Below are 14004 nucleotides of genomic sequence, written 5' to 3' on the forward strand. Positions count from 1 at the left end.
AATGATTAGTGATTATAAAATTATAGTGTGCTAATTGAGGTGTTTAGTTTGTCGAAGTTTTTTAAAAATAACAAATTGGTTGTTATTTTATGTGCAATAATCATATTTATATCCTTAATTGGAATATCATTAAGGTCTCAATCTCAATCGCATGCTGAACAGTATGTTGGAGATTCAGTTTCATTTGGTCAAAGAGTAGTTAGTTATCCTGTCCAATTCGTTACTGGTTATATTGATGATTTATTCGTGAGCAATAAAGACAAAAAGCCATCGAATAAAGAAAAGCAATTGCAGGCAGAGAATGAACGCTTGAAAGCGGAAAATAAAAAATACAAAAAAGAATTGGATATCGAGGATATTTCAAAGTATGATCCTATCTCAAGTACCGTTATTTCTAGAAATCCAGATCAATGGATGAATACATTAGTTATAAATAAAGGTTCAAAAAATGGGATAAAAAGTAATATGGCGGTTATGACGTCAGAAGGTTTAGTAGGTAGAATTTCAAAAGTAAATCAATTTTCTTCACAAGTTGATTTAGTTTCAACAAATACAAGATCAAATCGTTTATCTGTAAATATTCAGCATGATGGTAACAATGTATTTGGTCTAGTAGATCAATATGATGCTAAAAACCAAGAGCTAGTTATTTCTGATATTAATAATAAAGATAAAGTCAAAAAAGGCGATAAAGTTGTTACGAGTGGTTTAGCTGATCAGTTACCAAGTAATTTATACATAGGTGAAGTGACTAAAGTTGAAAATGATAAATACGGCTTATCTAAAGAAGTTAAAGTTAAACCGGCAGCATCACTTTCAGACTTAAATCATGTTTATGTAGCAAAAAGAGATGCCAAATCACTGCCTGATAACGAAAGTGGTGTTAATTAATGAGAGTATTTTACTACTTTTTAATTGGCGTAGTATTATTTTACATTGATACGGTTATTGGCCTAGTTATCCCAATGCATATTGGCAATAAAGACATTATATTTGTACCACATTTAACGTTAATGTACTTATTAATCATTTGTGTATTTCGAAGTTTTGGAGTTTCAATCATATTAGCGATTGTCTTAGGTGCAATAACTGATCTTTATTTTGGTAGTTTTTATGGACTGTATTTGTTTGGATACATCTTATTAGTCGTAATAATGGATTTCTTTTTCAAAGTCTTTTACCGAGACGATTCAATGCTCTTTGTAATTATCTTGTTTAGTACAGTGGTTATGGAAATTTATGTAGCATTAATATATTCGGCTTTAGGGTTAATACATTTTATGTTTATTGATTTTATTTTATTACGTTTAATTCCAACATTAATTTTAAACTTAGTATTATTAATTATTATATATCCATTAATAACTAAATTTTTCAGAAAAACACAATTGAAGATTGACACCAATCACCGCTAATGCTAAAATGCAGTAGTTGAGTAGTTTCAGGCTACATACAATCGCTCGAATTCAGGTATAAGTACAGTAATGTCACCTGATTTTGGCGTGACTTATAATATAGGAGGTGCAAAGTATGTTTGCTATTATTGAAACAGGTGGAAAACAAATCAAAGTAGAAGAAGGCCAAGAAATTTTCGTTGAAAAATTAGACGTTAATGAAGGCGACGCATTCACATTTGATAAAGTATTATTTGTAGGTGGCGATTCAGTTAAAGTTGGTGCGCCAACAGTTGAAGGTGCTACAGTTAGCGCTACAGTAAGTAAACACGGCCGTGGTAAAAAAATCACAGTCTTCACTTACAAACGTCGTAAAGACTCAAAACGTAAAAAAGGACATCGTCAACCTTACACTAAACTTACAATCGATAAAATTAACGCATAATTATGATTACTGTTGATGTAGCTTTAAATAGCGAAGGTCAAGTAACAGATGTAATTATGGACGGCCATGCAGATCATGGTGACTATGGTCATGACATAGTATGTGCAGGTGCTTCAGCCGTGCTATTCGGCAGTGTGAATGCTATTATGGGTTTAACATCTGAGAAACCTGATATAGATTATGAAGAAGACGGCGGTCATTTTCATATACGCAGTGTTGATACAAATAATGAACAGGCACAATTAATTCTTCAAGCTATGTTAGTGTCATTACAAACAATAGAAGAAGAATATCATGAGAATATTAGATTAAATTACAAGTGAGGTGCAATTCAATGTTAAAATTAAACTTACAGTTCTTCGCATCGAAAAAAGGGGTAAGTTCTACAAAAAACGGACGTGACTCTGAATCAAAACGTTTAGGTGCTAAACGTGCTGACGGTCAATACGTTACTGGCGGTTCTATTTTATTCCGTCAACGTGGTACTAAAATCTACCCTGGTGAAAATGTAGGTCGCGGTGGTGACGATACATTATTCGCTAAAATCGACGGCGTTGTTAAATTCGAACGTAAAGGTCGCGACAAAAAACAAGTATCTGTTTATTCAGCTGCTGAGTAATTTGTCTTTACTAACACCAGAAGTTTTAACTTCTGGTGTTTATTTTTTGTTTTATTTTATATAAAACGACTTAATGATATAATGGTGTAGATATTGTAAAATTATAGAAAAAGAGGTGAAAATATGTTTGTCGATCAAGTGAAAATTTCACTAAAAGCTGGTGATGGTGGTAACGGGATTACAGCATATAGACGAGAAAAGTATGTACCGTTTGGAGGTCCAGCCGGTGGTGATGGTGGCGATGGTGCTTCGGTTATTTTTGAAGTGGATGAAGGATTAAGAACTTTATTAGACTTTAGATACCAAAGCCATTTTAAAGCTAAAAGAGGTGAAGGTGGCCAAAGCAGTAATATGCATGGTAAAAATGCAGAGAACTTAATCTTGCATGTTCCACCAGGCACAATTGTTAGAAGTGTTGAAACAGGTGAAGTATTAGCCGATTTAGTTGAACATGGACAACGTGCGACTGTAGCTAAAGGTGGTCGTGGTGGTAGAGGTAATTCACGTTTTGCATCTCCACGTAATCCGGCACCAGATTTTAGTGAGAACGGTGAACCCGGTGAAGAAATCGAAGTAACATTAGAATTAAAATTATTAGCTGACGTAGGATTAGTAGGTTTCCCAAGTGTGGGTAAATCAACTTTACTTTCTATTGTGTCGAAAGCAAAACCAAAAATAGGAGCATATCATTTTACTACAATCAAACCAAATCTTGGTGTTGTAGCAACTCCTGATAATAGAAGTTTTGTTATGGCTGACTTACCAGGTTTAATTGAAGGTGCGTCGGATGGTGTTGGATTAGGTCATCAATTTTTACGTCACGTAGAACGTACAAAAGTTATCGTGCATATGATAGATATGAGTGGCTCTGAAGGTCGAGATCCTTTAGAAGATTATCGAATTATCAATAAAGAATTAAGTGCTTATGAACATCGACTAGAAGAAAGACCTCAAATCGTTGTTGCGAATAAAATGGATATGCCTAATTCTGAAGATAATTTAGCTTTATTTAAAGATGCTTTAAAAGATGAAGAAGTTGATATTATTCCTTTATCAACTTTTACACGTGAGAATATAGATAAATTACTTTATTTAATAGCTAATAAACTAGAAGAAGTTAAAGACATAGACTTTAACGAAGAAGAGGAAGATTTAGGAATAAACCGTGTTGTTTATAAACATACTCCTAATCAAGATAATTTCACTATCTTAAGAGATGATGATGGTGCTTATGTCGTGCGTGGTAAATCAATTGAGCGTATGTTCAAGATGACTGACTTCAATAGTGATCCAGCTGTGCGTAGATTTGCTAGACAAATGCGCTCAATGGGTATTGATGATGCGTTACGAGATAGAGGCTGTGAAAATGGAGATATTGTGAGAATTCTTGGCGGAGAATTTGAATTTGTAGAATAGAGGTGCTCAAAAATGGATAGTAAAGATTATAAAAAGTTTTATTTAATTAGAGAAGATGTATTGCCAGAATCTGTTGTGAAAACAATAAAAATTAAAGATGCTTTAAAAAGTGATCCTAAGCTATCCATATTTGAAGCAGTCAAAAAGTATGATTTATCAAGAAGTGCATTTTATAAATATAGAGATACTATTTTTCCAGTGGACGAGAAGATGGAAACTACTAAAGAATTTACATTAATCTTATATGTTAATGATATCGTGGGTATGTTAGCTGAAGTTTTAAATACCCTGTCTAGATTAAGTTTATCGGTATTGACTATTCATCAAAGTATTCCTATGGATCAGAGAGCAACAATTACTGTCTCTTTAGATGCCAAAGGAACAGATTTAGAAATTGATGACGTTGTAGCGTCATTACAAACGATTGAACATGTATCTAAAGTAGAATTAATAAGTATGACAATATAAGGAAGTGTAAATTTGTACGCATATATTAAAGGTAATTTAACTCAATTATTTCCAACACATTTAGTCGTTGAAACGGCAGGCATTGGTTATGAAATTCAAACGCCTAATTCATATCGTTTCCAACGCTACTTAGATCAAGAAGTGAAGGTTTTCACTTCATTTATAGTGAGGGAAGATGCACAACTGTTATATGGTTTTATTAATGAAGAAGAAAAAGATATGTTTCTTAACTTAATCAAAGTAACAGGTATCGGACCTAAATCTGCACTTGCGATTTTAGCCACAAGTACGCCTTCAGAAGTGATTCAAGCAATCGAAAATGAAAATGACGCTTATTTAACTAAATTTCCAGGCATTGGTAAAAAGACAGCGCGTCAAATTGTGTTAGATTTAAAAGGTAAAGTACAAGTAACTGAAGAAAAAGCTGAAAATCTATTAACACATGATAAAGCTAGCGACACTAACGATGGCGTAGTTAAAGAAGCGATTTTAGCGCTTGAAGCGTTAGGTTATTCTAAACGTGAACTTACTAAAGTTGAGAAAACATTAAGTAAAGAAACTTGTGAATCAGTCGATGAAGCAGTTAAAAGAGGTTTACAATTGTTAGTTTCTTAAAAAAATGGGGTGAACAAAAGTGGATGACAGAATGGTTGATCAATCATTACATGAAGATGAAACATCATTTGAATTATCGTTAAGACCAAAAAGAATACGTCAATATATCGGTCAATCTTCAATTAAAAATAATTTAGAAGTGTTTATTAAAGCGGCTAAATTAAGAGAAGAACCTTTAGACCATGTATTACTTTTCGGGCCCCCAGGTTTAGGAAAAACAACTTTGTCTAATATTATCGCAAATGAAATGGAGGTTAATATTAGAACAATTTCTGGCCCGTCTATCGATAGACCAGGAGATTTAGCAGCAATATTATCTGGGTTACAACCGGGTGATGTATTATTTATTGATGAAATTCATAGATTAAGTAGTGTAGTAGAAGAAGTTTTATATTCAGCGATGGAAGACTTCTTTTTAGATATCGTAATTGGAAAAGGCGATGAAGCTAGAAGTATTAGAATAGATTTGCCACCTTTCACTTTAGTAGGTGCGACAACAAGAGCGGGTAGTTTAACTGCACCATTAAGAGACCGCTTTGGTGTGCAATTACGCTTAGAATATTATAAAGATACAGAACTTAAAGAAATTATAGTTAGAACAGCTGAAGTTTTAGGTACTTCTATTGATGAAGATAGTGCAATAGAATTAGCTAAGAGAAGTCGTGGGACACCACGTGTTGCGAATAGATTGTTAAAACGTGTTCGTGATTTCCAACAAGTTAATGAAGATGAGCATATATTTATTGAAACTACAAAACAAGCATTGAAGCTTTTACAAGTTGATGAAGAAGGCTTGGATTATATCGACCATAAAATGATGCAATGTATTTTAGATCAATATAATGGAGGCCCAGTTGGCTTAGATACAATTGCAGTTTCTATAGGTGAAGAACGCGTAACGATAGAAGATGTATACGAACCTTTCCTTATTCAAAAAGGCTTTATCGAACGAACGCCTAGAGGACGTAAAGCAACACCTTATGCTCACGAACACTTTAGAAATATAAGAAAGAGGTAGTAACATTGGATATTGAAGATTTTGATTATCATTTGCCTGAAGCATTGATAGCACAAACACCATTAAAAGATAGAGACCAAAGTCGCTTATTAGTATTAGGTAAAAATTCTGGTGACATTGATCATCGTCATTTTAAAGACGTTATAGATTACTTTAATCAAGGTGATACTTTGGTGCTAAACGATACACGAGTAATGCCAGCGCGTTTATTCGGTATTAAAGAAGAAACAGGCTCTAAAGTAGAAATGTTAATGCTAACTCAATTAGAAGGTAATGATTGGGAAGTATTATTAAAGCCTGCAAAAAGAATTCAAATTGGTGATAAATTAAACTTTGGTGAAGGTAAAATAATCGCAGAATGTATTGAAACGTTAAACCAAGGTGGACGTATTATGCGTCTTCATTTTGAAGGTATATTACAGGAGCGTTTAGACGAATTAGGTGAAATGCCATTACCTCCATATATCAAAGAACGTCTTGATGACCCTGAGCGTTATCAAACTGTTTATGCTAAAGAAATTGGTTCAGCTGCAGCACCAACTGCCGGGCTTCATTTTACAGATGAATTATTATCACAAATAAAACAAAAAGGTGTGAATGTTGCATTTATTACTTTGCACGTTGGACTGGGTACATTTAGACCGGTAAGTGTAGACAATATAGACGATCATGAAATGCACAGTGAATATTACCAAATGACACAGGAAACTGCTGACTTATTAAACGCTACGAAAGAGAATGGCGGTCGTATCATTTCTGTAGGTACAACTTCAACTAGAACATTAGAAACTATTCGCCAAAACAATAGTCAGTTTGAAGCTGAAAGTGGGTGGACAGATATATTTATCTATCCAGGATTTGATTTTAAAGGCGTGGACGGTTTAATAACAAATTTCCACCTACCTAAATCAACACTCGTAATGTTAGTATCAGCATTTAGTTCAAGAGAAAATATATTAAATGCATATAACCAAGCAGTAGCTGAACAATATAGATTTTTCAGTTTTGGCGATGCCATGTTAATTATTTAGGGAATTGAGAGGAGTAACAAATATGCCTGCAGTTACATATGAACATATAAAAACATGTAAGCAATCTGGCGCGCGTTTAGGAATTGTACATACACCACACGGTTCGTTCGAAACACCTATGTTTATGCCAGTTGGAACTAAAGCTACAGTTAAGACAATGAGTCCAGAAGAACTTCATCAAATGGAAGCTAAAATCATTTTAGGAAACACGTATCATTTGTGGTTACAACCAGGAAATGATATTATTCGTAAGAGTGGGGGATTACATCAATTCATGAATTGGGATGGTCCGATACTTACTGACTCAGGTGGTTTTCAAGTATTTAGTTTAAGTAATTTGAGAAAAATTTCTGAAGAAGGCGTAGAATTTAGACACCATACTAATGGGTCAAAATTATTTTTAAGTCCTGAAAAAGCGATGCAAATTCAAAACGATTTAGGTTCAGACATTATGATGGCATTCGATGAATGTCCACCAATGCCTTCTGAATATAAATATGTTAAAGACTCTATCGAACGTACGACACGTTGGGCTGAAAGATGTTTGAAAGCGCATAATCGTAAAGAAGATCAAGCGTTATTTGGTATCATTCAAGGTGGAGAATATAAAGATTTGAGACAGCAAAGTGCTGAAGAACTCGTTGCTTTAGATTTTCCAGGGTACGCTATTGGTGGTTTATCAGTAGGTGAACCTAAACCGGTAATGTATGATATGGTTGAACATACTGAACAATATATGCCAAAGGATAAACCAAGATATTTAATGGGAGTTGGTTCTCCAGATGCTTTAATTGAATGTAGCATTCGTGGCATGGATATGTTTGATTGTGTATTACCAACACGTATAGCTAGAAATGGCACATGCATGACTTCTGAAGGACGCGTAGTTATTAAAAATGCTAAATACGCTGAAGATTTTGGTCCATTAGATCCAAATTGCGATTGTTATACATGTAAAAATTACTCTAGAGCTTATTTAAGACATCTCATTAAAGCAGAGGAAACTTTTGGAATACGTCTTACTACATACCATAATTTGCAATTTCTGCTTAAATTAATGGAAAATATTAGACAAGCAATTCGTGAAGACCGTCTGTTAGATTTTAAAGAAGAATTTTTTGAACAATACGGACTTAATGTAGATAACCCTAAAAACTTTTAAAGGAGAAATAAAATAATGCAATTAACATCATTAATTTTACCAATTTTATTATTAGCATTAATGTGGTTCTTTTTAATTAGACCACAACAAAAGAAAGCGAAAGAGCATCGTGAAATGGTGCAACAAATTCGTTCAGGTCAACGTGTTACAACTATCGGTGGTATCAAAGGCACTGTAAGAAGTGTTGACGAAACTACTGTAGTACTTACTTTAAATGGTAATGGCACAGAAATTACACTTGAAAAACCTGCAATCAAACAGGTAGACCCATCATAATCAAACACAAAATGGCAGGGATTGTAGATTCCTGCCATTTTTTTATATTTAAGTAATATTACAAAAAATTAATTGAGCATAATAAATGTTAGTTTGTGTATGAGTTGTAATATGTTAAGATATATAGGTCGCTTAAACAAGTTATAGTAGTTTACGTAATGACTTGCACAAATATTAATAATTAAAGTATCCTTAAATCATAAGTTTACAATGAGGTGTTCATGTGAAAAAAAGTAGTAGAATAGTTGCGTTTATTTTACTTGTGGTTCTATTATTTGCGGGAATGGGACTCACATATAAGAACGTAGTTAAGAACGTTAACTTAGGTTTAGACTTGCAAGGTGGATTTGAAGTTCTTTACCAAGTTAATCCGTTACAACATGGCGATAAAGTTGGTAAAGATGCGGTAAAAGCTACCTCTAAAACATTAGAGAATCGTGTCAATAAACTTGGGGTTTCTGAACCAAAAATACAAGTTGAAGATAATAACCGTATTCGTGTACAACTTGCCGGTGTTAAAAACCAATCGCAAGCGAGGAAATTGTTGTCCTCTCAAGCTAATTTAACGATTCGTGATGCAAATGACAAAGTTAAATTAACTGGTAAAGACCTTAAACAAGGTACAGCTAAGCAAGAATTCAAACAAAATACAAACCAACCCGCAGTTACTTTTAAACTAAAAGATAGTGACAAATTCAAAAAAGTAACAGAAGAAATTTCTAAGAAAAAAGAAAATGTTATGGTTGTGTGGTTAGATTACGAAAAAGGTGATTCATACCACAAAGAAAAAACTAAGAAAGACCCTAAATATGTTTCTGCCGCTAATGTAGATAAACCGATCAATTCTGACAGCGTAGAAATTTCAGGTGGCTTCAACGGTGAAAAAGGCGTTCAAAAAGCAAAACAAATTGCAGACTTATTAAACGCTGGTTCATTACCTGTTGATCTTAAAGAAATATATTCAAATTCTGTAGGGGCTCAATTCGGTCAAGATGCATTAGATAAAACAATTTTTGCGTCTATGTTAGGTGTAGCAGTTATCTACTTATTTATGTTAGGTTTCTATCGTTTACCTGGCCTTGTAGCTGTCATCGCCTTAACAACATACATTTATTTAACACTATTTGCCTTTAATTTAATTTCAGGCGTGTTAACACTACCTGGCCTAGCAGCACTTGTGCTTGGTGTAGGTATGGCCGTCGATGCCAATATCATAATGTATGAACGGATAAAAGACGAATTGAAAATTGGTCGAACGCTTAAACAAGCATATAAAAAAGCTAATAAAAGTTCATTCTTAACCATTGTCGATGCCAACTTAACAACTGTTATTGCAGCGGCAGTACTGTTCTTCTTCGGTGAAAGTTCAGTAAAAGGTTTCGCAACTATGCTATTATTAGGTATTTTAATGATTTTCGTTACGGCAGTATTCTTATCTAGATTGCTGTTATCATTATTAGTTTCATCAAACTTCTTTAAGAAATCATATGGTATGTTTGGCGTAAGTAAAAAACATATTCATGACATCAATGAAGGTAAAGACGTACATGACTTAAAAACACCTTATGAGAAATGGGACTTTATGAAACTAGCCAAACCGTTATTATCTTTAAGTGTAATTATCATCATTATTGGTGCAATCATACTATTTATCTTTAGATTAAACTTAGGTATTGATTTCACAAGTGGTACGCGTGTCGATTTTGACGCTACAAACAAAGTATCGCAAGATAAAGTAACCCAAACACTTGAAGATAAAAACTTTAAACCAGATCAAATATCAATTGGTCAAAATAGTAAAAATGTAAGTGTTCAATTTAAGAAAGACTTAAACAAAGACCAAGTTGCAAAAATTAAAGACACAATACATGATAAGTTTGGTCACGACCCAACTGTAAATACAGTGTCGCCAGTAATTGGTCAAGAATTGGCTAAAAATGCGATTATGGCATTAATTTACGCCGCAATTGGTATTATCATTTACATTAGTTTCCGTTTCGAATGGCGTATGGGACTTTCATCTGTACTTGCACTACTACATGATGCATTTATGATTGTAGCCGTGTTTAGTTTATTCAGATTAGAAGTAGATATTACATTTATAGCAGCCGTATTAACCATTATCGGTTATTCAATTAACGATACGATTGTTACGTTTGACAGAGTACGTGAAAACTTGCATAAAGTGAAAGTTATTACTAAGTCAAAACAAATCGACGATATCGTTAATAGATCAATAAGACAAACGATGACACGTTCAATCAATACAGTGTTAACTGTTGTTGTCGTAGTTATTGCACTATTAATCTTTGGTGCTTCAAGCATTTTCACATTCTCATTAGCGCTGTTAATTGGTTTAATTACAGGTGTATTCTCTTCTGTATTTATTGCAGTACCTTTATGGGGCATTATGAAAAAACGACAACTTAAAAAATCAGATGATCATAAGTTAGTAGTTTACAAAGAAAAACGTTCTAACGATGAAAAAATCTTAGTATAATTTAAATGAATTTTACCACTGCGTATGCACTACGCAGTGGTATTTTTATTTTTTTGCGTATTTCTTTAAATAATATTGTCATATTAATGGTCACCGCTTTTTATTTTAATGAATATTTTGTATAATGACTGGTGGAAATGAGGGAGACTCGTATGATTAAACCAAAGTATAATTGGGATTTTAATACACCCGAAAATGAAATTTCAGCAGACACTGCCAAGAAATTAAAATTAACTCCTATTGTTAAACAAATTTTAGAGAGTAAAAATATCGTCGACTATGATGAAGTCGAAGCGCTATTTAATAATAAGGTTATTAATCATGATCCTTGGTTACTAAGCGATATGAAAAAAGCAGTTGACCGAATTAATTTAGCAATCGATAAAAACGAAAAGATTCTTGTATATGGAGACTATGATGCAGATGGAGTTACATCAACGACTATTCTGGTATCTACTTTAAGAGAATTAGGGGCGCACGTAGGTTGGTACATACCAAACCGATTTTCAGAAGGATATGGTCCAAATGAAATGGCCTTTAAGAACGCTTACGATGAAGGTATTTCACTTATTATTACGGTAGATAATGGTATACAAGGACACAAAGAAGTAGAGAGTGTTCAGTCCTTAGGTGTCGATGTAATAATTACGGACCATCATGAAATTGGCAGAACAATGCCAGACGCATATGCCATTGTACACCCAATGCATCCAGAGTTTGATTATCCATTTCAATATTTATGTGGAGCAGGCGTAGCTTATAAATTAGCTCAAGCTTTATTATCTCAACCACCACAGCAATTTTTAGGATTAGTCGCAATCGGTACAATTGCAGATTTAGTTTCTCTAACTGACGAAAACCGATCTCTCGTCAAACAAGGACTTGGTGTGTTAAATGAGCAATGCCCAGTATCGATAAAGGCATTATTAAACCAAGCAGGTTATACTGATGACATTAATGAAGAAACAATTGGGTTTATTATCGGACCTAGGTTGAATGCAGTAGGTAGACTAGAAGATGCAGGTTTAGCTGCCGAATTATTAATGACTGACGAACAAGAAGAAGCCACATTTTTAGCGGAACAAGTTGAGTTTTTTAATCAAGAACGTAAAGATATTGTGGCTAGTATTACTGAAGAAGCCTTAGCAATGGCAGAAGAACAAGTACAGCAACAAGCTAAATTTCTTCTATTAGCTAAAGAGGATTGGCACGAAGGTGTATTGGGTATTGTTGCGTCCAAAATTGTTGAAACATACAGCTTACCAACACTTATATTAAATATTGATGAAGCACAAAATCATGCAAAAGGTTCAGCTCGTAGTATCGAACAAGTTTCAATGTTTGAAATTTTAACTGCCCATTCTGATTTAATTTCCAAATTTGGTGGCCACCATATGGCTGCTGGTGTCACGATGCCTATAGAAAACATTCAAAATTTAGCACAAGGCTTAAATTTATGGATGGAAGAATTAGCAAGTACAACTTCATTAGAACCTTCAAAAAAGGTTGATGTAAAAGTTAATGAAGCAGATATTAGTGTTGAAAACATTCAAGATATTCATAAACTAAGACCTTTTGGTACTGATTTTGAGAGCCCATGTTTCGAATTGTCAGATGTTATGGTGCGTCAATCTAAAGGTATTGGTCAGGACAAGAAACATTTGAAATTATCGTTAGGAGATAGTAATTTACAAGCATTGTATTGGCAAAATGGCCATTTAAGTAATCAATTAAATACTGAACAACCCATTAATATTATTGGTACATTACAAATTAATGAGTGGAATGGCCATAAATCGCCACAATTTATGATCCAAGATTTAGCAAGTAATAAATTACAAATACTAGATTATCGTAGTAAAAATAAGCTAGCTGAGATTAATGATAATGATAATGCTACTGCTTTTCTTATCCACCCGCATAACGAAAAATTAGGAGATAATTATTACTTTTATGGGGAAGCGATACAACATAATTATGAAAAATATGTCTTTAGAGATTTACCGTCAACAATTGATGATATTAAGCATAGTTTGAAAAGTATTAAAGCTTCACAAATATATTTAATGTTGAATCATCAACAATCTATATATTTTGAAGGCATGCCTAAAATGGAAAGTTTTAAGCAATGTTTTAAGGCACTTGCTACAAAAGGCGAAACAAATTTAGCACAAGATGGTATGCATTTATGTGAGTTCTTAAATGTAAAACCTAACATGTTGAAATTTATTTTAAAGGTATTTCTAGATTTAAACTTTATAAATGATGACAATGGTATAATAACAGTTAATAATCAAACGCAAAAACAACCTATCGACGCTAGTAAGTTTTATCAAGCACGACTAAATAGAATAGAAGTTGAAAAAGTTTTATTATATCAAGATATAAAACAATTAAAGCAATGGTTAACAACCGAATTGACTGGTTAAATTAGGAGGATTTTACAATGGATTTAAAGAAATATGTCTCAGAAGTTCAAGATTGGCCGAAAGAAGGGGTCAACTTTAAAGATATAACAACAATCATGGACAATGGTGAAGCTTACGGTTACGCTACAGACCAAATTGTTGAATATGCAAAAGAAAAAGATGTTGATGTAGTAGTAGGACCTGAAGCGAGAGGATTTATTATAGGTTGTCCCGTTGCTTATTCTATGGGCATTGGGTTTGCGCCAGTACGTAAAGAAGGTAAGCTACCTCGTGAAGTTATCAAATATGAATATGATTTAGAGTATGGCAAGAATGTTTTAACTATGCATAAAGACGCGATAGTACCAGGTCAACGTGTATTAATTACAGACGACTTGTTAGCAACAGGTGGTACGATTGAAGCGGCTATTAAGTTAGTCGAAAAGCTTGGTGGCATCGTGGTTGGTATCGCGTTTATTATTGAATTAAAATATCTAAATGGTATTGAAAAAATTAAAGACTATGATGTAATGAGTTTAATTTCTTACGATGAATAAAATGAATGTTTAATAAGCTTTTTGATATGGAAATAATAATATTACTAGGCAATAGGCCTGTAGTGTTATTATTTCTTTTTATTAACGATGAATTA

The 14004-nt window shown here is 33.4% G+C and carries 15 protein-coding genes and 1 other annotated feature; all 15 genes read left to right on the plus strand.

Features of this window, described 5'->3' with window-relative positions; all coding sequences use genetic code 11:
• Positions 1 to 48 precede the first annotated feature (48 nt).
• The 15 genes from mreC (at position 49) to C7J89_RS07725 (ending at position 13909) form a co-directional block, all read left to right on the plus strand.
• Positions 49 to 891, plus strand: a complete 843-nt coding sequence (gene mreC / locus C7J89_RS07655) for a rod shape-determining protein MreC (RefSeq protein ID WP_103294702.1) — start codon at positions 49 to 51, stop codon at positions 889 to 891.
• Positions 891 to 1415, plus strand: a complete 525-nt coding sequence (mreD, locus tag C7J89_RS07660; protein ID WP_103294703.1) for a rod shape-determining protein MreD — start codon at positions 891 to 893, stop codon at positions 1413 to 1415. The genes mreC and mreD overlap by 1 nt, the downstream gene beginning before the upstream one ends.
• Positions 1416 to 1444: 29 nt before the next feature.
• Positions 1445 to 1518: a sequence feature (ribosomal protein L21 leader region), on the plus strand.
• Positions 1519 to 1530: 12 nt separating this feature from the next.
• Complete coding sequence (rplU, locus tag C7J89_RS07665; RefSeq protein ID WP_061854498.1) at positions 1531 to 1839, plus strand: 50S ribosomal protein L21; 309 nt, start codon at positions 1531 to 1533, stop codon at positions 1837 to 1839.
• A gap of 2 nt (positions 1840 to 1841) precedes the next feature.
• Positions 1842 to 2162, plus strand: a complete 321-nt coding sequence (locus C7J89_RS07670) for a ribosomal-processing cysteine protease Prp (protein ID WP_048793501.1) — start codon at positions 1842 to 1844, stop codon at positions 2160 to 2162.
• 11 nt (positions 2163 to 2173) lie between these two features.
• Positions 2174 to 2458 carry a 50S ribosomal protein L27 gene (gene rpmA / locus C7J89_RS07675; RefSeq protein ID WP_002510438.1) on the plus strand — a complete coding sequence of 95 codons (285 nt, stop codon included), beginning with the start codon at positions 2174 to 2176 and terminating at the stop codon, positions 2456 to 2458.
• A 123-nt stretch (positions 2459 to 2581) separates the two neighbouring features.
• Positions 2582 to 3874, plus strand: coding sequence for a GTPase ObgE (obgE, locus tag C7J89_RS07680; RefSeq protein ID WP_103294704.1), 1293 nt, complete (start codon positions 2582 to 2584; stop codon positions 3872 to 3874).
• 12 nt (positions 3875 to 3886) lie between these two features.
• Positions 3887 to 4342 carry an ACT domain-containing protein gene (locus C7J89_RS07685; protein WP_061854501.1) on the plus strand — a complete coding sequence of 152 codons (456 nt, stop codon included), beginning with the start codon at positions 3887 to 3889 and terminating at the stop codon, positions 4340 to 4342.
• A gap of 12 nt (positions 4343 to 4354) precedes the next feature.
• Positions 4355 to 4957 carry a Holliday junction branch migration protein RuvA gene (ruvA, locus tag C7J89_RS07690; RefSeq protein WP_103294705.1) on the plus strand — a complete coding sequence of 201 codons (603 nt, stop codon included), beginning with the start codon at positions 4355 to 4357 and terminating at the stop codon, positions 4955 to 4957.
• A gap of 19 nt (positions 4958 to 4976) precedes the next feature.
• A complete protein-coding gene (ruvB, locus tag C7J89_RS07695) occupies positions 4977 to 5975 on the plus strand; it encodes a Holliday junction branch migration DNA helicase RuvB (protein WP_103294706.1) in 999 nt (332 codons plus the stop codon).
• Positions 5976 to 5980: 5 nt separating this feature from the next.
• Positions 5981 to 7006, plus strand: a complete 1026-nt coding sequence (queA, locus tag C7J89_RS07700) for a tRNA preQ1(34) S-adenosylmethionine ribosyltransferase-isomerase QueA (protein ID WP_103294707.1) — start codon at positions 5981 to 5983, stop codon at positions 7004 to 7006.
• 22 nt (positions 7007 to 7028) lie between these two features.
• Positions 7029 to 8168: a tRNA guanosine(34) transglycosylase Tgt gene (gene tgt, locus C7J89_RS07705; protein ID WP_061854505.1), complete on the plus strand. Its 1140-nt coding sequence runs from the start codon at positions 7029 to 7031 to the stop codon at positions 8166 to 8168.
• 15 nt (positions 8169 to 8183) lie between these two features.
• The gene (gene yajC, locus C7J89_RS07710; RefSeq protein ID WP_048793508.1) at positions 8184 to 8444 is read left to right on the plus strand and encodes a preprotein translocase subunit YajC; all 261 of its coding nucleotides are present in this window, start codon (positions 8184 to 8186) and stop codon (positions 8442 to 8444) included.
• Positions 8445 to 8667: 223 nt separating this feature from the next.
• On the plus strand, positions 8668 to 10944 hold the full coding sequence (secDF, locus tag C7J89_RS07715; RefSeq protein WP_103294708.1) for a protein translocase subunit SecDF: 2277 nt from the start codon (positions 8668 to 8670) through the stop codon (positions 10942 to 10944).
• A gap of 152 nt (positions 10945 to 11096) precedes the next feature.
• The gene (gene recJ, locus C7J89_RS07720) at positions 11097 to 13373 is read left to right on the plus strand and encodes a single-stranded-DNA-specific exonuclease RecJ (RefSeq protein ID WP_103294709.1); all 2277 of its coding nucleotides are present in this window, start codon (positions 11097 to 11099) and stop codon (positions 13371 to 13373) included.
• Positions 13374 to 13390: 17 nt separating this feature from the next.
• A complete protein-coding gene (locus C7J89_RS07725; protein WP_061854508.1) occupies positions 13391 to 13909 on the plus strand; it encodes an adenine phosphoribosyltransferase in 519 nt (172 codons plus the stop codon).
• Positions 13910 to 14004 lie beyond the last annotated feature (95 nt).

It is taken from the genome of Staphylococcus kloosii (assembly GCF_003019255.1).
Taxonomy (GTDB): domain Bacteria; phylum Bacillota; class Bacilli; order Staphylococcales; family Staphylococcaceae; genus Staphylococcus; species Staphylococcus kloosii.

Coding starts and splice junctions, on each gene's coding strand:
- recJ (WP_103294709.1), top strand. CDS start 11,097: ATGATTAAACCAAAGTATAATTGGGATTTTAATACACCCGAAAATGAA.
- C7J89_RS07685 (WP_061854501.1), top strand. CDS start 3,887: ATGGATAGTAAAGATTATAAAAAGTTTTATTTAATTAGAGAAGATGTA.
- mreD (WP_103294703.1), top strand. CDS start 891: ATGAGAGTATTTTACTACTTTTTAATTGGCGTAGTATTATTTTACATT.
- obgE (WP_103294704.1), top strand. CDS start 2,582: ATGTTTGTCGATCAAGTGAAAATTTCACTAAAAGCTGGTGATGGTGGT.
- rpmA (WP_002510438.1), top strand. CDS start 2,174: ATGTTAAAATTAAACTTACAGTTCTTCGCATCGAAAAAAGGGGTAAGT.
- rplU (WP_061854498.1), top strand. CDS start 1,531: ATGTTTGCTATTATTGAAACAGGTGGAAAACAAATCAAAGTAGAAGAA.
- tgt (WP_061854505.1), top strand. CDS start 7,029: ATGCCTGCAGTTACATATGAACATATAAAAACATGTAAGCAATCTGGC.
- C7J89_RS07725 (WP_061854508.1), top strand. CDS start 13,391: ATGGATTTAAAGAAATATGTCTCAGAAGTTCAAGATTGGCCGAAAGAA.
- C7J89_RS07670 (WP_048793501.1), top strand. CDS start 1,842: ATGATTACTGTTGATGTAGCTTTAAATAGCGAAGGTCAAGTAACAGAT.
- yajC (WP_048793508.1), top strand. CDS start 8,184: ATGCAATTAACATCATTAATTTTACCAATTTTATTATTAGCATTAATG.